Source organism: Polynucleobacter sp. AP-Melu-500A-A1, assembly GCF_018882125.1.
Lineage (GTDB): Bacteria > Pseudomonadota > Gammaproteobacteria > Burkholderiales > Burkholderiaceae > Polynucleobacter.
This window is the reverse complement of sequence record NZ_JACVOZ010000002.1, coordinates 360,709-379,297: the sequence shown is the minus strand read 5'-3', so window position 1 is coordinate 379,297 and position 18,589 is coordinate 360,709. Positions and strand designations below refer to the sequence as shown.

Sequence of the window (18,589 nt, the reverse complement as noted above, 5' to 3'; positions counted from 1 at the left end):
GAGGATTAAGTATGAGTAACTCACAAAAAATTGGCTTTATTGGCCTTGGTATTATGGGCGCGCCAATGGCAGGGCACTTTATTAATGCAGGCCATGAGTTATTTGTGAATACTAGAGGCAAGATTCCAGAAGAGATTGCTAATTCATCAGCGGTGAAAGTTGCTACACCTGCTGAGGTAGCTCGGAACTCAGATGTTATTTTCATCATGGTTCCTGATACACCAGATGTGGAAAAAGTTTTATTTGGTGAGAATGGCGTTGCATCTGGCTTATCTAAAGGCAAGATCGTCATTGATATGAGCTCGATTTCTCCAATTGCAACCAAGGAATTTGCTCAAAAGATAAACGCATTGGGTTGTGAGTATTTGGATGCACCGGTATCTGGCGGACAAGTGGGTGCAAAAAATGCAACTTTATCCATTATGGTTGGCGGCGCTGAATCCACTTTTGAAAAAATCAAACCTTTGTTTGCCTTGATTGGTAAAAACATTAATTTAGTCGGCGGTAATGGCGATGGTCAAACTGCTAAAGTGGCTAATCAGATCATTGTTGCTCTCAATATTGAGGCGGTTGGCGAAGCACTATTATTTGCCGCTAAAGCGGGAGCTGATCCTGAGAAAGTACGCCAAGCATTAATGGGCGGCTTTGCAAGCTCTAAGATCTTGGAAGTGCATGGTGAGCGTATGGTAAAGCGTACGTTTGATCCAGGATTTCGGATTGAATTACATCAAAAAGATCTCAATTTGGCTCTAAATAGCGCGAAAGCACTGGGAGTTTCTTTGCCTAATACGGCTACAGCACAAGAGTTATTTAATGCTTGTACAGCTCACGGCGGCAAAGCTTGGGATCATTCAGCAATGGTGAGGGCATTAGAGAAGTTGGCTAACTTCGAAATTGGGCAGAAGGCCTAATTTTTCTTGCAACCGGCGCTAAGCGTCGGTAAGTCTTGTTTGGTGCCCAGGAAGGGACTCGAACCCCCACAACCTTACGATCGCCAGCACCTGAAGCTGGTGCGTCTACCAATTTCGCCACCTGGGCATGCCACTATTATAGAGGGATGGGTGTATTTGGACTTTTCCCGCCCAATTTGGCTTTTTCTCTTCAGACTTGATGGTTTGATACAGTAGCCTTATTCATAACAAAAATAGATATCAATAGATATATATAGGGCATGTATTGCCGAAGGAATTAAATGCGTAAAGCAAAAGACTTGGTGCCACGTGAGGCTGATCGTTTAGGAACAGTCCAAGGACACCGAGATGGATTTGGTTTTGTCATTCCCGATGATGGTGGTGAAGATATTTTTCTCTCTGAAAGAGAAATGTCTCGCGTAATGCACGGTGACAGAGTAAATGTCAGAGTATTGGGAACAGATCGGCGTGGACGCCCAGAGGGACAGATTGTTGAAGTTGTCCTCCATGCCAATAAGGTAGTGATCGGCCGACTCTTAAATGAAAATGGCGTATTGATTGTCGCTCCCGAAGATAAGCGTATCGGTCATGACATCTTGATCCCACCCAAAGGACAAGGTAATGCTAAGTTAGGCCAAGTGGTGAGTGTCGAAATTATTGACTATCCCGATAGTTATCGTCAGGCAGTGGGGAGGGTGGTTGAGGTCTTGGGCGAAATTGATGACCCGGGCATGGAAATTGAAATAGCTGTTCGCAAGTATGGTGTTCCTCATGAGTTTTCTGCAGCAGCAATGAAAGAGGCTGCAGCGTTACCAGATAGCGTTCAACAGGAAGATTTAGAAGGTCGAGTAGATTTGCGCGACGTGCCTTTGGTCACCATCGACGGTGCTGATGCACGAGATTTTGATGATGCGGTGTATTGCGAGCCGATCATGTATGGAAAAACCAAGGCTTGGCGCCTCATCGTGGCCATTGCTGATGTCTCGCATTACGTTAAACCAAATCATCCTTTAGATGAAGAGGGTTTGTTGCGCGCTACCTCGGTGTATTTCCCAAGAAGGGTAATACCGATGTTGCCCGAGAAGATCTCCAATGGCCTTTGTTCTCTAAACCCTGGTGTAGATCGTCTCTGTATGGTTTGTGATTCTGTGGTGGATAACAATGGCATTGTCTTGGCCTATCAGTTCTATCCAGCGGTAATGCATTCAGCGCAACGATTCACCTACGACACCGTTTGGGAAATCTTATCCAATAGCAAAGGCCCAGAAGCTGTGCGTTTTGGGCAATTCCGTCCATTACTAACAAATTTATATTCGCTCTATAAAATACTCTTAGCTGCACGAGAGCGACGTGGTGCAATTGAATTTGATACGACTGAAACCCAAATTATCAGTAATGAGCTCGGCAAGATCATGCGTATTGAGCCTCGCATCCGAAATGATGCGCACCGCTTAATTGAGGAGTGCATGTTGACGGCCAACGTTTGCGCTGCTGACTATATTGATAAAAATAAGCACCTAAGCCTTTATCGAGTTCACGGTGAGCCATCAGAAGAGAAATTGGTTACTTTACGTCAAGTCTTAAGGACCTCAGGTCTTTCTTTGGATGGTGGTGAGAAACCAAAGCCACGAGATTTTGCCAAACTGATGCGCGCAATCAAAGATCGGCCTGATGCCAATATGCTCCAGTCAGTGGTATTGCGCTCAATGCAGCAAGCGATGTATCAGCCAGATAATGAAGGTCACTTCGGTTTGGCTTATCCAGCATATTCCCATTTCACTAGCCCGATTCGCCGCTATCCAGACTTATTGACACATCGAGTGATCAAGTCGATTCTTCAGAAAAAGCCTTATGTTCCAGTCTTGCCGCCAAAAGTACCACTCAACCTGACTTTGCCTCGCAAAGGTAAGGGTCGTGAGAATGCGGTGAATGCCAAGAAATCGCAAAGCGATGCTAAGGCAGGTCTAGCTAAAGGCGCAAGATTGCCAAAAGGCGCCAATGCTGCATTACCAATCTGGGGGCAGTTAGGTGTCCACTGCTCTTCTAATGAGCGTCGTGCCGATGAGGCATCACGTGATGTCGAGGCATGGCTCAAGTGTTATTACATGCGTGACCATTTAGGCCAAGAGTATGCCGGCACGGTTACAGGCGTCGCTAACTTCGGATTGTTTATTCAGTTAGAGAATTTATTCGTTGAGGGTATGGTGCACGTTACCGAGTTGGGAGGCGATTATTTCCAATACGACGAAGCGCGCCAAGAATTGCGTGGCGAGCGAACAGGCATTCGCTATCGCTTAGGTGATCGCTTGCACGTCTTGGTAAGCAGGGTAGATCTAGATGCTCGCAAGATTGAATTCAGTCTGGTTAAATCTATGGGCGCTGAAGCTGGTGGCTCAAGTAACCGTCGTCAACTACTCTTAGCGAGCGATACTGGTAGGCCAAATAAGAAAGCCGCTTCCAAGAAGACTAGGCCATCTAGTAAAGTGCCACAAAAACCCAGTGGCATTAATGTTAATGCGGCCAAATCCTCTGGAACCTTGAGTGCTACTCAATCCAAAAGCAAGGCTAGTCGCAAAAACGGTAAAGCCAATAAGCAAGGCAGATCGGTTGGCAAGCCTGCCGGCTCGAAGCCTCCAGTGCGTAGTACCAATGCAAGACGTAAATAGCACGCACATAAGATAGAAGAAGATGAAACAAATATTAGTGGGTTTTCATGCAGTACAAGCGCGCTTGCGAGTAGATCCTGAAAGTCTAAAGTCAGTCTATTTTGATCCTGGTCGTCGCGATAGGCGGATGGGGGATTTTCTCAAACAGGCTGAAGAAGTTTTAGGCGAAAGATTGCATGCCGCAGATGCAGAACGTTTGCATAAATTGGCTGGACATGATCGCCATCAAGGCGTCGTTGCCTTAGCAGAAAAATTGACAATCGCTCGAACGATTACTGAGGTAGTAGAGGATGTTGAAGGTGCAAAAGAAAAGCCCTTGTTCTTGGTTTTAGATGGCATTACTGACCCCCATAACTTTGGCGCCTGTTTACGGGTGGCTGATGGCGCAGGCGTGGATGCAGTAGTGATCCCCAAAGATCGTTCTGCCTCGATTAATGCCACGGTTAGTAAGGTATCTAGTGGTGCATCTGAAGTGATACCAGTCATTACTGTTACCAACTTGGTCCGAAGCATGAAGGAAATGCAAGAAGCGGGTGTTTGGTTGATTGGAACCGATGATGAAGCTGAAAAATCGATCTACGATCTTAATCTGACTGGATCCATTGCTATTGTGATGGGTGCTGAAGGTGAGGGAATGCGCCGTTTAACCCGTGAAACCTGTGATGAGTTAGTACGAATCCCAATGCAAGGCGTTGTTGAAAGTTTGAACGTTTCCGTTGCAAGTGGCGTATGCTTGTATGAAGCATTAAGACAGCGCTTATTAAAGACTGAAAAGTAAAAAGCCAATCGGCTAATCAATTCTTTAAGAGGGGATGATTATGAAATGTAATATTGGTCACACAGATCGCGTACTCCGCATGACTGTTGGCCTTACCCTAATGGGTTTAGCTGGTTTTGGTATTGTTGGGGCATGGGGTTGGATTGGCATTATTCCCCTGGCAACCGGCATGCTTGGCAATTGCCCAGCTTATGACCTCATAGGCATGAATACCGCTAAGAAGTAGTGTATTACTAGAAGCCCTAAAACACTTTACTGCGCAAGTAAGGCTTCTAGTTTTTCAGTATCAACACAGAAATTACGAATTCCCTCAGCCAGTTTTTCTGTGGCCATCGCATCATTATTCAATTGCAAGCGAAAGTGAGATTCATCTAATTTCAGTGCGTTAATGTTTTCTGCATTAGCAGCATCTAATTTTTTTTCAACTACCACTTTACTATTTTGCAATTCCGCCAATAGCTCTGGGCTAATCGTCAGTAAGTCACACCCCGCTAACTCCAATATTTGACTGGTATTGCGAAAGCTGGCGCCCATGATTTCTGTGGCAATACCAAAGTGCTTGTAGTAATGAAAAATTCTTTTGACAGAAGTGACCCCTGGATCATTGGCCCCACCATGACTAGCATCATTCCAGTTGCTAGCCAACTTTGCTTTATGCCAATCCGTAATGCGTCCAACAAAGGGGGAGATTAGTTGAGCGTTTGCTGCGCCACAGGCAGCAGCTTGTACTAATGAAAAGAGGAGGGTCATATTGCAATGTATGCCTTCGGCCTCTAATTCTTTCGCCGCCGCTATACCTTCCCAGGTACCCGCCAACTTAATCAAGATGCGTCTACGCTCAATTCCATGAGATTCATATAGTGCAATCAGGTGTTTTGCCTTAGCTACCATTGCATTGGTATCAAAGGATAGGCGAGCATCTACCTCGGTGGAAACTCGACCGGGAACAATCTTGAGAATTTCTAATCCAAAAGCGACCAAAATGTAATCCACTAGATCGCCTGGTTTCATACCAGGATGAGCTGCTTTCACAGAGTTCACCAAAGATTGATAATTGCTTTGCTGAGCGGCCTTTAGAATTAGAGAGGGGTTAGTGGTAGCGTCCTGAGGGGCAAACTCTTTCATGCGCTCAAAATCGCCGGTATCGGCAACCACAGTAGTGAGATTTTTAAGCTGATTTAAGGCGGAAGTGGCGCTATTCATCGTGATATCAAGGATCTAAAAGGATTGCTTGTGATTATCATATGATAGATGGATTAAATACTCCATTCCAGTAAAGGCATTGAGCAAAGCGATGAATCAGGATCAACTAAAGCAGATGGTGGGTGAGGCAGCAAGAGACGAGGTCTTAAAGCTAGTAGCGGGTCAGATCCTGGGGGTTGGTACTGGATCGACTGCGAATTGCTTTATTGATGCTCTAGCGCCCCATAAAGATCATTTTGCGGGGACAGTCTCAAGTTCGAATGCGACTACTGAGCGTCTCCTCAAACATGGCTTTCAGGTTTTAGATCCTAATGACGTGGTGAGTCTTCCTGCCTACGTAGATGGCGCAGATGAAATCAATCCTGCGGGACACATGATTAAGGGTGGTGGTGGGGCCTTAACTCGCGAGAAAATTATTGCCTCGATGGCTAAACAATTTATCTGCATTTGCGATTCTTCAAAACAAGTTTCAGTTCTTGGAAACTTTGCCTTGCCTGTGGAAATCATTCCCTTGGCGAGGGGGGCGATTACTAGAGAGCTCGATAAGCTTGGTGGTAAGGTTACTTTGCGATTGGCAAAAAGTACTCGGGCCGATCTGGGTCAAACCCAAAGTGAGCCATTCGTTACAGATAACGGCGGGTGGATTTTAGATGTGGCAGGTTTACAAATAGCTGATCCCATCAAAATGGAGTCAATGATTAATCAGATTGCTGGGGTGATCACCGTAGGTTTATTTGCTAAAGAAAAGGCCAACATACTCTTGGTGAGTAATGCTGCTGGTGTAGAGCGGATTGTATTTTAGGGTGTAAAAAAACCCGACGGGGTATGCCCATCGGGTTTGATTGCCATGCTTGACATGGCGTAGACAAACGGAAGAGTATTGGTTCCGTTGTCCTTAAACGCATAGATGCGTTTATCTCAAGTGGCTTTCGCCAATGTGGTTGACACAAAGTCTGTCGCCCCACAACTTCATCCTATGCCTCTAGCTATAGAGTGTCAACAACAAATCAAAATATATTTTTAATAAAAATTTAAGCTAATACATTATTGTGATGCAGCAATCATTCTGCCGGGGGAACATAGCCTTGTGCCATGTCTGCGCCACCTTCAAAGAAGTATTTTTCAACTTGCTTTAAAAGGTATTGACGGGCGCGTGGGTCAGCCATATTGAGACGGTTTTCATTAATCAGCATAGTTTGATGTTTCAACCATGCAGTCCAAGCTTCCTTGGATACTTGATTCCAAATCTTTTTGCCAAGCTCTCCTGGAAGGGGTGCGAAATCCATTCCCTCGGCCTCTTTGTTGAGTTTGATGCATTGAACCATGCGTGCCATCTGTAATACCTTTCTTTATAAATCTTTAGTTAAAACCATGGACTTACGATCCCAGTTATAAATTTGTTTACGCTCTTCAGGCAAATCATCCACTGATGCGCGTTTAAAACCACGCTTCAAAAACCAATGCTCAGTGCGGGTTGTTAGAACAAATAATTTTTTGATACCTTCTTGCTTAGCGCGCATTTCAATCCGCTTAAGAAGGCGCTCGCCATCACCTGAACCTTGTACATCTTGATCCACTGCAAGACAGGCTAATTCACCAACGCCATCTGGGAAGGGGAAGAGAGCAGCGCACCCGAAAAGTACGCGATCATGTTCAATGACTGAAAAGCGCTGAATATCCCGCTCAATCACGTCTTGTCCACGAGCTGCCAGGATACCTTCTTCTTCTAATGGCATGGTGAGTTGCAAAATACCACCCACGTCATCTTGATTGGCTTCCCGCAAATTCTCAATATCAGAGGAGGCCAACATCATGCCGATACCATCATGCGTAAAGAGCTCCTCCAGCAATGCGCCATCTTGATTGCAGGGGAGGAAGTGAACGCGGCTTACGCCAGCACGAATTGCCCTGCCAGAGATGTTCAAAAGGCTTTTCATGCCAATAGCCAACTCTTTGTTATCGACCATGTAGTCTTGAAGTTGCGGCAATGAGAGTTCTGTGATGAGATCGCCTTCGCTATCGAGTAAGCCTTCATACGGACTTAAGAAAATCAACTTGTCTGCTTTGAGAGCCGCAGCTGTGGAGGCTGCTACATCTTCATAGGCTAAATTAAATGCTTGTCCAGTTGGCGAGAACCCCAAAGGTGAAAGTAAGACGATCTTATTGCTATCCAAAGATAATTTGATGGAGGTGGAGTCCACTTTGCGCACTAAACCAGTATGGATGTAATCAACACCTTCTACTACCCCGACAGGCATCGCTGTAATGAAATTACCTGAGATAACAGAAATACGAGATCCAGCCATCGGTGTATTTGGTAAGCCACGACTAAAAGCCGCCTCAATATCTAAACGTAATTCACCTGCTGCCTCTTTAACGCACTCGAGTGCTGCAGCATCAGTAATACGGTAGGCATTCATTGCGCTCTTACCAAACTTGCTTTTAATCTTGCGCAACATCAATTGTTCTTCAATCTGCGGGCGAATGCCATGGACCAATACAATGCGCATGCCCATGGCATGCAACATCGCGATATCCTCAATGAGATTTTCAAGACCAATTTCTTGTACTAGCTCTCCAGCAAAAGCAATGACAAAGGTCTTTTCTCGAAAGCTATGAATGTAGGGGGCAACGTCACGCAACCATCCTACGAAGGGGAAATTGGGGGTAGATTCTTCGGCACTTGAGGCCTGATTTGGTGCATTTGTCGGCATAGTGAGAAAATTATAGGGTGCAAGAGCCTATAAACCAACAAAAACCCAAAGCAAGCCTAAACCCTGTGCCTGCTTCCAACACCTCACCTAAGCTCGAAATCCGCTTTCCGGAGGAATTGCCGGTCTCTAGTCAGCGCCGAATTATTCAAGAAGCTTTGCAATCTCACCAGGTAGTGATCGTCTGTGGCGAGACGGGCTCAGGTAAGACGACTCAATTGCCAAAGATTTGTCTTGAATTAGGCCGGGGAACGATCAATGGCGGTAAGTTGATTGGTCATACCCAGCCACGCCGAATTGCTGCCACTGCTACAGCAAAGCGAATCGCTCAAGAGCTAGGCTCCCCAGTAGGGCAAGACGTAGGTTATCAAGTGCGTTTTGCTGATAAGTCAAGCTCCACCGCCTCGATTAAGTTAATGACGGATGGAATTTTGCTGGCGGAGACGCAGCGAGATCCACAGCTGCGAGCTTATGACACGCTCATCATTGATGAGGCTCATGAGCGCAGTCTCAATATTGATTTCTTATTAGGGTATCTCAGGCAACTATTGCCAAAGAGGCCAGACCTAAAACTCATCATTACCTCGGCAACCATTGATGCACAACGTTTTGCGGATCACTTTGCAATCGATGGCAAATTAGCCCCAGTGATCGAGGTGAGTGGACGTCTCTTTCCTGTGGAGCAGCGATATTCCCCACTGGAACCTGATGCAAAGTCAGATGGTAAAAAAGAATCCAAGCAAGCCAAGGAGATTCCAGATGCTGTCGCTGAGGAAATTGCCAAGGTATGGCGTGAAGGGACAAATGGGGCGGGAGATGTTTTAGTATTTTTGCCAGGTGAGCGTGAAATTCGGGATTGTGCAGAAACACTTCGTAAAGATCATGTATTGCAGCAACGTTTTCATCCAGAGGTGCTTACCTTATTTGCTCGCCAATCGGTCGCAGAACAAGAAAGAGTATTTAGTCCTGGGAATGGTCGCCGTATTATTTTGACAACCAACGTAGCCGAAACCTCATTAACGGTTCCTGGTATTCGTTACGTGATTGATAGTGGTCTAGCCCGAGTCAAGCGCTACTCTTATCGCAACAAAGTAGAGCAACTGCAAATCGAGCCTATTTCACAAGCAGCAGCCAACCAAAGAGCAGGGCGATGTGGACGGGTTTCTGACGGCATATGTATACGCTTGTATAGCGAGCTGGATTATCAGGCTCGCCCCAAGTTCACAGACCCTGAAATCTTACGGAGTTCTTTAGCCGCAGTCTTGTTACGCATGAGCGCACTCCGTTTACCCCGTATTCAGCAATTTCCTTTTATCGACAAACCATTAGGACGAGCGATTACCGATGGCGTTCAGCTCCTAGACGAGTTAGGCGCCATTGAGTTTGATGAAAATCTTCCTGAAGATCTTCAAGACATTACTCACAGTTTTAAATTAACTGCTATGGGTAGGCAATTAGCAGACTTACCACTGGATCCCCGCATTGGTAGGATGCTCTTAGCTGCCAAAGAACAAAATGCCCTAAAGGAAGTAACGATCATTGCATCAGCATTAGCCACGCAAGATCCACGAGAAAGACCTTTGGATCAGGCGGCGGCTGCAGACCAAGCGCATTTGCAGTTTGCAGATGAGCGCTCCGAATTTCTCAGTTTTGTAAAACTCTGGAATTGGTATCAAGATGCTTTGCAACACAAGCATAGTAATCGTCAATTGGAGACTCTCTGCCGCAGTAAATTTTTATCTCCCCGTCGACTGCGAGAGTGGCGTGATGTGCATGGCCAATTACATACCATGCTAGGAGAAAAGGGTTGGAAAGAAAATGGCCTTCCCGCTACTTATGAGCAAGTACATCTCTCTTTATTAACAGGCCTTCTGGGATATGTTGTCAAAAAAGAAGAGGATGAAAAGTCTCAAGAACGCGGGAGTAAGACTGGGGGGTATATGGGAGCTCGTGGTATTCGCCCCTTCATTTGGCCTGGCTCAACCATTGGCAAAAAGGCAGGGGCTTGGATCTTGGCAGGAGAGTTACAAGAAACCACCCGTATGTATGCTCGAACGATTGCCAAAATTGAACCGCAGTGGGTCGAACGCGTTGCAGCGCATCGCCTCATTAAATCCTTAAGCGATCCATTTTGGGATAACCGCCAGGGTGAAGTTATGGCCTTTGAGCGTGGCACTTTATATGGCTTACCGATCTATCATGGACGGCGAGTACGATACGAGCCGCATAATCCAGAAGAAGCCCGCGAATTATTTATTAGCCAGGCTTTGGTACAGGAAGAAATGTTTGGTCGAATGGATACCCCCTCGCTCGTGCGAGAAACCGAGGCAGATGCCAAGAAAAAATATCCCAATCTCTTTCATTTCTTCTGGCACAACCGACGCTTAATTAAAGAGATTGAAGCCCTTGAGCATCGCTCACGTCGCCCGGACGTCTTAGTTGATGATGACTTACTTTTTGCTTTTTATGAGTCTCGAATTCCAAAAACGGTTTGTAGTCGAGAGGGGCTTGCTAGTTGGTTTAAAAAAGATGCTGACCTAGATTCCCAGCTCCGCTTGGCTAAAGCGGATCTGATGCGCCATGAAGCGGCTGGTATTACGGTTGATCGTTATCCAAAAAAGATGATCGTGGGTGGAGCTGAGCTCAGCTTGACGTATCACTTTGAGCCAGGCAGCCCAAAAGATGGTATTACCTTGGTTGTACCCTTAACTCAGCTAAACCAAGTGGATGGTCGGCGATGTGAGTGGTTGGTGCCAGGGATGTGCGAGGAAAAAGTTTTATTGCTCTTAAAATCTCTCCCGCAAAAGTTGAGACGTCACTGCGTTCCACTACCCGAGTACGCAAAGTCATTTCTAGAGCGTCAATTAGATGAAAAGCAATTTGGCGTGGGTGATTTTTTAGATAGTTTGATCAGCGATATTCGACAGGAGCGTGGATTAGAGATTAAACGTGCAGACTTTAGGCCAGAATCTTTACCCTTACATTGCTCCATGAACTTTCGCTTGATTGATGAGCATCAAAGACAGCTTGAGGTAGAACGTAATTTAGCGCGCTTGCGTTCCGAATATGGAGAGACGGCACGCAGTGCTTTTCAGGCAATTGCCCAGGAAGCCGCTCAAGTGGAACTAGGTGTTGACCCAGTAGTGACAAGCAGTCAGTCTAAGGAAGCGACATCTTCTACAGACAATGCTAGAAAGGTAGAGCAGGGAGGATATCGCTCTTGGGAGTTTGGCGAACTTCCAGAAACCCTTGAGATTCAAAAAGGCAATCAAACCCTTTTTGGTTATCCAGCACTAGTGGATCAGGGCGACTATGTTGATTTAGAAGTTTTTGATGATGTACTGGAAGCCAGAAAGCATCACCGTCAAGGATTGCGACGCCTTTTTGTATTGTCAAATAAAGATACGCTCAAGGCATTACAAAAACAATTGCCAGGTTTACGTGAATTGGGTCTCTTATTTATTAATGTCGGATCAGTAGATAGTTTAGTTGAGCAGATTCTAAATTTAGCTGTAGAGCGCGCCTTTATGTCTGGTGAACTCCCCATGAATTCAGGGCAATTTTCAGAGCGATTACTATCTGGCAAACCCAGGCTTGCATTAATTGCACAAGAGCTTGCCAAGCATGCCTTAGCGGCTTTGCAAACCAATGCCGACTTGCAAAAGAAACTTGCTCAGGCAAAGGCAGCTTCTCCAAGCGCCTATGCAGATATTCAAGGGCAGATACAGGCCTTGATCTTTCCTAAATTCGTTTCAGAAATTCCCTATGAGCAACTGGTACATATTCCCAGGTACCTGAAGGCGATTACCCTCAGAATTGATAAGTTGCGCTCAAATCCCGGGAGGGACGCGCAATGTCAAAAAGACTGGGAGTCTGTTGCAAAGCCATGGCAAAAGTTACTACAAGGCAATCGAGGGTCATCTTCCTATGCTTTGGCTGAGGATCAGGGACTGCAGGATTTTCGCTGGCAGCTTGAAGAGCTCAGGGTTGCCTTGTATGCGCAGGAACTCAAAACGCCAAGCCCAATGTCCTTAAAGCGCCTAGAAAAAGTTTTAGCTAGCTTGCGCTAGATCAAATCCTCTCCGTTTCTGAGGGCATTGACTAGGATCTGATTGCTTACAATGTAGAAATGCATATATTTATCAAGATTTTTGGATTTCCTACCCTTGCGATATCCACATTACTTTCAGTTCTATTGCCGAGTTCTCTCGTCATTGCACAGACGCCTGTTCCAGTTGAGCCGAAATTAGCCGTCATTCTCAATTCAGGTGATGCTTCCGTTAGTTTGATTGATATGCCTACACGCAAAGTAGTGAAGACAGTAGCGGTGGGTAAAGAGCCACATCACTTGATGATGACGCCAGATCAAAAAACCTTACTCATTGCAAATGCGGCAGGTAATGATGTTGTCTTAATGAATCCCATTAGCGGTGAACTCACTGGAAAGATTCCGAACATCATTGATCCCTATCAAATCGGTTACTCACCAAATCATAAATGGTTTATTGCTAATGGCAACCGTCTAGACCGTGTCGATATTTACTCTGCAGATGGCGCGAGTCTGAAATTAGCAAAGACAATTAAGTTAGCAAAGACCCCAAGTCACATCGCTTTTACTGCAGATAGCAAAATTGCTTTTATTACCTTGCAGGACTCAAGTGAATTAGCAGCAATTGATCTCGATACGCAAACGCTGTTATGGAAAATGCCGACCGCTAAAGTGCCAGCCGGTTTATGGATTACGCCTGGGGATCAATATCTCTTGGTTGGCATCACAGGTGAAGACCATGTTCAGGTGATCGATTGGAAAAATCGTAAGGAAGTCAAGCGCATCTTTACAGGTAAGGGCGCCCATAATTTCCGCCCACTTGGGGATAAGAAGCATGTGTTTGTTAGTAATCGGATTGCCTCAACAATTAGTCTGATCAATATGCAGACCCTAGAGAAGGTAGGTGATATTACCGGGCTACCCGCAGGACCGGATGATATGGAAATTACACCCGATGGTAAAACGATGTGGGTTACTTTTCGATTCTCAAAAAAGGTTGGTGTGATTGATATTCCTTCTATGAAGTTGATGACGGTTATTCCAGTTGGTAAATCACCTCATGGCGTATTCTTTTACCCTAGAGCATCCTGGGAATAAAGTTTGAATGGCTAAACCTATTCATAACACTTCTCGTCTCCTACAGATCACAGCCGCATTATTACTTGGCTGTTTTTCATTTACCAGCAGTGCACAGGCGCCAAGTTGTCATAAAACGGTTTACCTCACTTTTGATACTGGCAATATGTCGGTTGCAGAAAAAGTTGCGGAGATTCTGAAGCGACAAGATGTGAAAGCCACTTTCTTTCTCTCGAATGAAAAAACGTTTCGTGGAGATTTTGCTTTAGATGATTCTTGGAAAGCCTACTGGCAAGAGAGGCTCCGCGAGGGACATCGCTTTGGAAGCCATACTTTTGACCATGTGTACTTTGTCAAAGATGGACCCAAGGGCGAGGTATTTGAAAAACCCCAATTTGGACCAAAAGCGGGGATGACAGTGCTCTATAACGAAGCTGCAATCTGTAAAGAGATACGGCGCGTAGATCAGCGCTTTATTGAACTCACTGGTCAGCCGATTGAAAAAATCTGGCGTGCACCTGGGGGTAAAACATCGCCTACCTTAATTCGAATGGGCAATATGTGTGGTTATCAGCATATGGCTTGGGCTGGGGAGGGTTTTTTGGGTGATGAGCTTGACTCTGATAAGCACCCTAATGACAAGTTGCTCTCTAAGGCTAGTCGGGGCATTGCTGATGGTGATATCACCATGGCCCACCTGGGGATTTGGTCCAGAAAAGATCCATGGGCACCCGCTGTATTGGAGCAATTAATAGTGAATTTGAAGAATCGGGGCTTTTGTTTTGGTGTGCTACCCAAGATTTCAGTAAATCAGTCAAAATAAAGCATGGATTTTTCTATCATCACATCCCCAATTTCTAACGCTTATGGCAGCGTTCAAGAATTCCTCTTCACTAATGTTCTGGGTCCCATCCTGTATCAACTCAATTTAGTGTCGCTAGCTGAAGATGTCTACGATGGTATGGATTGGTTTTTATTCGGTTGTATTCAGATCATCTTAATTGTGCTGGTATTGAGAACTTGGGAGCGCTGGGCTCCTGCTGAAGCACAAGAACAATTTTCTAAGTCAAGTAGGGCGGATGTTTTTTATACCTTATTTCATCGCTTAGGAATCTTTCATGGTTTGATCTTCATTGCCTTATCGGGATTTTTCTTTCAAATCGATTCGCTCCTCCATGACTTTCGCTTTGATCGTTTGAATGTAGAGTCCTGGTGGCCAGGAATCACCTCTATTCCTGTCATTAGCTTCGTGATTTATTTAGTACTCTTAGATTTTGTTGAGTATCTTTACCATCGTGCCTCGCATACATTTAACTGGTGGTGGCAATTGCATGCCTTGCATCACAGTCAAACTGTCATGACGGCTTGGTCAGATAACCGCAACCACGTTCTCGATGACATCATGCGCGCTTCAATACTATCTTTCTTTGCCTTACTTTTTGGTGTCCCTCCTGGCCAATTCATAGCCTTGATTGCCTTAAGTCAATTTACTCAAAGCTGGCAACATGCCAATATCAAAGTCAGTCTTGGTGCGGCAAAGTATTTTCTGATTTCTCCCATGTATCACCGGATGCATCATGCAGTAGGCTACGGTCACGAAGCAAAAGGGAAGCCTGGGGTATTAGGAGGCTGCAATTTTGGTATTTTGTTTCCTTGGTGGGATATGGTATTTAGGACAGTGATTTTTCCAGACAAGATATATCCTACTGGCGTGCGAAACTTAACCGTATCGAAAAATATTTTTGCCCAGCAATGGCAAGGTTTAGTTCATGCGTTCAGAGCAGTGATAGCAAAATAAGTAAACATGCATTGATGCATGGATGAGAGGTTTTATGGTTGGATTACAGCAGGTATTTAAGTCTTTTGGTTTAGCTTTCATTGGTAGCATGCATCCACGTATGCTGTGGCTTAGCTTGCGCCCATTCCTCATTGTTTCAGTCTTATGGGGTTGTTTAATCTGGCTGACTTGGACTCCTGCGCTTGAGGCCTTAAGTATTTTTCTAACTACTTCCATCTTTACGAGTTGGATTCAGGATGGTTTGATTTGGGCTGGTTTTGAAAATGCCCGGGCATGGATAGCCCCTTTGTTTTTTGTGATGCTGATCATCCCCTTGATCACGATTAGCTTGCTGGTCTTTATTGCTTTTTCTACGGTGCCTGCGATTGTCAATAATGTGGCAAAGCAAGCCCCCTACCGAGATCTGGCATGTAAGCAGGGTGGTGGTTTCTTTGGAAGCCTCTTTTACACACTATGGTCTGCCCTGATTTGTCTGGCCTTAGTGATGTTGACATTACCGGTATGGTGGATTCCTCCTTTAGTAGCAGTCTTACCACCACTTCTTTGGGGTTGGCTCACGATGCGTTTAATGTCATACGATGTGCTTGCTAAACATGCAAGCCCTGAAGAGCGCGATCTCTTGCTAGAAAAATATCGCTGGTCTTTGCTTACGATGGGTATTGCCTCTGGCATGCTCGGAGCGGTACCCACTTTCTTCTGGGCAACCTCTGCATTGGCATTAATCTTATTTCCAATCGTGAGTTTTGTCGCACTCTGGATTTATTCCCTCATCTTTGTTTTTGCAGCACTTTGGTTTAGCCATTTTTTATTGGATGCTCTAAAGGAATTAAGGCAAGAAGAGTTGAATAAATCGTTAACAGTTGAAACGCGAGTAGTGGATATGGAGCTTCCGTACCATGGTTGATGGATTAAAAAAAGTGGTAATCGATGAAGCTGCTCCAGCAATGCGGCGTTTTGGCTTGATCGTCATTGGTGATGAGATCTTGTCGGGACGTCGGCAGGATAAGCATATGAGTAAGCTCATTGAGCTATTAAATGAACGTGGTTTAAGCTTGTCTTGGGCAAAATATGTTGCCGATGATCCGGAACAAATTACCGCAACGCTGAAAGAGAGTTTTGTAAGCGGGGATGTCGTTTTTAGTACGGGCGGTATTGGAGCAACGCCTGATGACCACACTCGCCAGTGTGCTGCATTGGCATTGGGTACTAAAACAGAATTACATCCCAGTGCGCAAGAATTGATTGCTGGTCGTATTCAATCAACCGCTGAGGGTGATCCGGTGAAGGCTGACTTAAGTACACCAGAGAATCAACATCGCTTCAAGATGGGTGAGTTTCCGATCGGAAGTGAAATTATTCCTAATCCTTACAATCAAATCCCGGGCTTTCGGATTCAAGAACATCACTTTTTGCCAGGCTTTCCGGTCATGGCAGCACCGATGATGGCTTGGTGCTTGGATACGCATTACCAAAATCTCTTTCATCAAGAAAACTGGGCAGAACAAAGTTTTATTGTTCCCAAGGGGATTGAATCGGCGCTAACCCCATTAATGGAGCGTATAGAGGCTAGTTTCCCTGGGGTGAAGGTCTTTAGTCTTCCTTCTGTTGGGGATCCCTCTAAGGGCGGTGTTTACGCACAGCGCCATATTGAATTGGGGATTAAGGGCAATGCCAATTTATTAGAAAGCGCCTGGATTGCCTTACGCACTGGGACTCAAGCGCTTGGCTATGAAATCCACGATATTACCCAAGTCTAAATTGCACTTAATTGGTGCAATTATAGGATTTATTCGCTATAAAGCGGGTATTTGAGCACTTAAACAGTGCAATAATAACTGTTCCCACTTGTTTGCTTCAGTAAATTACATACATCCATTAGGCATGTTTGGTGCCTGGAATAAACAAGGGTGTATGCCTTAAGTTTGAATTCCCAGTTTAGTTAATAGAGGAGATTTGCATGACGAAGACCGTCGCTGATGTGATGAAGTTAGTAAAAGAGAAAGAATGTACTTTCGTTGATTTCCGTTTTGTGGATACAAAGGGTAAAGAGCAACACACAACAGTGCCCATCTCTGCTTTTAATGAAGACAAATTTGAGAGTGGCCATGCTTTTGACGGCTCCTCTATCGCTGGTTGGAAGGGTATTGAAGCTTCTGACATGTTGTTGATGCCTGATCCTACAGCTTGCTATATTGACCCATTCTATGAAGAGCCAACTTTGGTGATCACCTGTGACGTAATCGAGCCATCTGATGGCAAAGGCTATGACCGTGACCCACGCTCTATTGCTAAACGTGCGGAAGCATACTTGAAAAGCTCTGGCTTAGGCGATGCTGCTTACTTTGGTCCAGAGCCAGAGTTCTTTATTTTCGACGGCGTTCGTTGGGGTACAGATATGCAGGGTTGCTTCGTGAAGATTGATTCCGAAGAGGCTCCATGGTCTTCAGGCGCAGATATCGAAGGCGGTAACACTGGTCACCGTCCAGGTAAAAAAGGTGGTTACTTCCCAGTTGCGCCAGTAGATACATTCCAAGACATGCGTTCTGAAATGTGTTTGATTCTTGAGTCCTTGGGCATTCCAGTAGAAGTGCATCACCATGAAGTTGCCGGCCAAGGCCAAAACGAATTGGGTACCAAGTTCAGCACATTGACCCAACGCGCTGACTGGACTATCTGGCAAAAATATGTTGTTCAAAACGTCGCTCACGCATACGGTAAGACAGCAACCTTTATGCCGAAGCCAGTAGTTGGCGATAACGGTTCTGGTATGCACGTTCACCAATCTGTTTGGAAGAACGGTGAGAACTTGTTTGCTGGTAATGGTTATGCTGGTTTGTCAGAGTTTGCGCTCTACTATATTGGCGGCATCATCAAGCACGCTAAAGCATTGAATGCTATTACGAATCCAGGTACAAACTCCTACAAGCGTTTAGTGCCAGGCTTTGAGGCTCCAGTGAAGTTGGCTTACTCAGCGCGTAACCGTTCTGCATCTATCCGTATTCCGCACGTTTCCAGTCCTAAGGGTCGTCGTATCGAGACTCGTTTCCCAGATCCATTGGCTAACCCATACTTGGCATTCTCTGCCTTGTTGATGGCTGGTTTGGATGGCGTTCAGAACAAGATTCATCCAGGTGAAGCAGCGGATAAGAACTTGTATGACTTGCCACCAGAAGAAGATGCAATGATCCCAACCGTATGCGCAAGCTTAGAAGAAGCCTTGGACGCATTGGCGAAAGATCATGAGTTCTTGACTCGTGGCGGAGTATTTACCGAGTCTATGATTGATGCATATATCAATTTGAAGATGGAAGATGTCACACGTTTCCGTATGACAACCCATCCTATCGAATTTGATATGTACTACTCCCTGTAAGCGAAGGAGAGAACTTGAGCGCAG

At 45.4% G+C, this 18,589-nt stretch carries 15 protein-coding genes and 1 tRNA gene; 12 read left to right on the top strand and 4 right to left on the bottom strand.

All coding sequences use genetic code 11. The features are described from left to right. The first annotated feature begins 11 nt into the window (after positions 1-11). Complete coding sequence (gene glxR, locus ICN38_RS05275; protein ID WP_216255893.1) at positions 12-911, top strand: 2-hydroxy-3-oxopropionate reductase; 900 nt, start codon at positions 12-14, stop codon at positions 909-911. A 40-nt stretch (positions 912-951) separates the two neighbouring features. Here the strand turns inward: glxR and ICN38_RS05270 are convergent. Continuing rightward, positions 952-1,038: transfer RNA gene (locus ICN38_RS05270), tRNA-Leu, on the bottom strand. Between the two features lie 154 nt (positions 1,039-1,192). Here ICN38_RS05270 and rnr point away from each other — a divergent pair. Genes rnr through ICN38_RS05255 form a run of 3 tightly spaced genes read left to right on the top strand, consistent with a single transcriptional unit; the run spans position 1,193 to position 4,581 of the window. After that, the gene (rnr, locus tag ICN38_RS05265) at positions 1,193-3,577 is read left to right on the top strand and encodes a ribonuclease R (RefSeq protein ID WP_216255891.1); all 2,385 of its coding nucleotides are present in this window, start codon (positions 1,193-1,195) and stop codon (positions 3,575-3,577) included. Between the two features lie 22 nt (positions 3,578-3,599). Beyond that, positions 3,600-4,355, top strand: coding sequence for a 23S rRNA (guanosine(2251)-2'-O)-methyltransferase RlmB (rlmB, locus tag ICN38_RS05260; RefSeq protein WP_216255889.1), 756 nt, complete (start codon positions 3,600-3,602; stop codon positions 4,353-4,355). Positions 4,356-4,395: 40 nt separating this feature from the next. Then, the gene (locus ICN38_RS05255; protein WP_216255887.1) at positions 4,396-4,581 is read left to right on the top strand and encodes a DUF2892 domain-containing protein; all 186 of its coding nucleotides are present in this window, start codon (positions 4,396-4,398) and stop codon (positions 4,579-4,581) included. Positions 4,582-4,607: 26 nt separating this feature from the next. Here ICN38_RS05255 and tal read toward each other — a convergent pair whose 3' ends face one another. Further along, positions 4,608-5,558, bottom strand: coding sequence for a transaldolase (gene tal / locus ICN38_RS05250; RefSeq protein ID WP_216255886.1), 951 nt, complete (start codon positions 5,556-5,558; stop codon positions 4,608-4,610). Between the two features lie 91 nt (positions 5,559-5,649). Here tal and rpiA point away from each other — a divergent pair, with 91 nt between their 5' ends. After that, positions 5,650-6,360, top strand: a complete 711-nt coding sequence (gene rpiA / locus ICN38_RS05245) for a ribose-5-phosphate isomerase RpiA (protein WP_216255884.1) — start codon at positions 5,650-5,652, stop codon at positions 6,358-6,360. A gap of 259 nt (positions 6,361-6,619) precedes the next feature. Here the strand turns inward: rpiA and ICN38_RS05240 are convergent, their stop codons facing one another. Together ICN38_RS05240 and argA are read right to left on the bottom strand one after the other, a co-directional pair. Then, a complete protein-coding gene (locus ICN38_RS05240) occupies positions 6,620-6,892 on the bottom strand; it encodes an oxidative damage protection protein (protein WP_216255882.1) in 273 nt (90 codons plus the stop codon). 15 nt (positions 6,893-6,907) lie between these two features. Continuing rightward, positions 6,908-8,272 (bottom strand): amino-acid N-acetyltransferase, encoded by a 1,365-nt coding sequence (argA, locus tag ICN38_RS05235; protein ID WP_216255880.1) that lies wholly within the window; start codon positions 8,270-8,272, stop codon positions 6,908-6,910. Between the two features lie 65 nt (positions 8,273-8,337). On the opposite strand from argA, the gene hrpA reads away from it, so the two are divergent. From hrpA to glnA, 7 genes are all read left to right on the top strand, one after another. After that, a complete protein-coding gene (gene hrpA, locus ICN38_RS05230) occupies positions 8,338-12,339 on the top strand; it encodes an ATP-dependent RNA helicase HrpA (protein ID WP_216255878.1) in 4,002 nt (1,333 codons plus the stop codon). A gap of 59 nt (positions 12,340-12,398) precedes the next feature. After that, complete coding sequence (locus ICN38_RS05225) at positions 12,399-13,415, top strand: cytochrome D1 domain-containing protein (protein WP_216255876.1); 1,017 nt, start codon at positions 12,399-12,401, stop codon at positions 13,413-13,415. A 7-nt stretch (positions 13,416-13,422) separates the two neighbouring features. Continuing rightward, positions 13,423-14,217, top strand: a complete 795-nt coding sequence (locus tag ICN38_RS05220) for a polysaccharide deacetylase family protein (protein WP_216255873.1) — start codon at positions 13,423-13,425, stop codon at positions 14,215-14,217. Between the two features lie 3 nt (positions 14,218-14,220). Next, positions 14,221-15,192, top strand: coding sequence for a sterol desaturase family protein (locus tag ICN38_RS05215; RefSeq protein ID WP_216255871.1), 972 nt, complete (start codon positions 14,221-14,223; stop codon positions 15,190-15,192). Between the two features lie 34 nt (positions 15,193-15,226). Next, positions 15,227-16,096 (top strand): EI24 domain-containing protein, encoded by an 870-nt coding sequence (locus ICN38_RS05210; protein ID WP_216255869.1) that lies wholly within the window; start codon positions 15,227-15,229, stop codon positions 16,094-16,096. Continuing rightward, a complete protein-coding gene (locus ICN38_RS05205) occupies positions 16,089-16,949 on the top strand; it encodes a molybdopterin-binding protein (protein WP_216255867.1) in 861 nt (286 codons plus the stop codon). Before ICN38_RS05210 ends, ICN38_RS05205 begins: the two co-directional genes overlap by 8 nt. Positions 16,950-17,149: 200 nt before the next feature. After that, the gene (gene glnA / locus ICN38_RS05200; RefSeq protein ID WP_216255866.1) at positions 17,150-18,565 is read left to right on the top strand and encodes a type I glutamate--ammonia ligase; all 1,416 of its coding nucleotides are present in this window, start codon (positions 17,150-17,152) and stop codon (positions 18,563-18,565) included. The last annotated feature ends 24 nt before the right edge of the window (positions 18,566-18,589 follow it).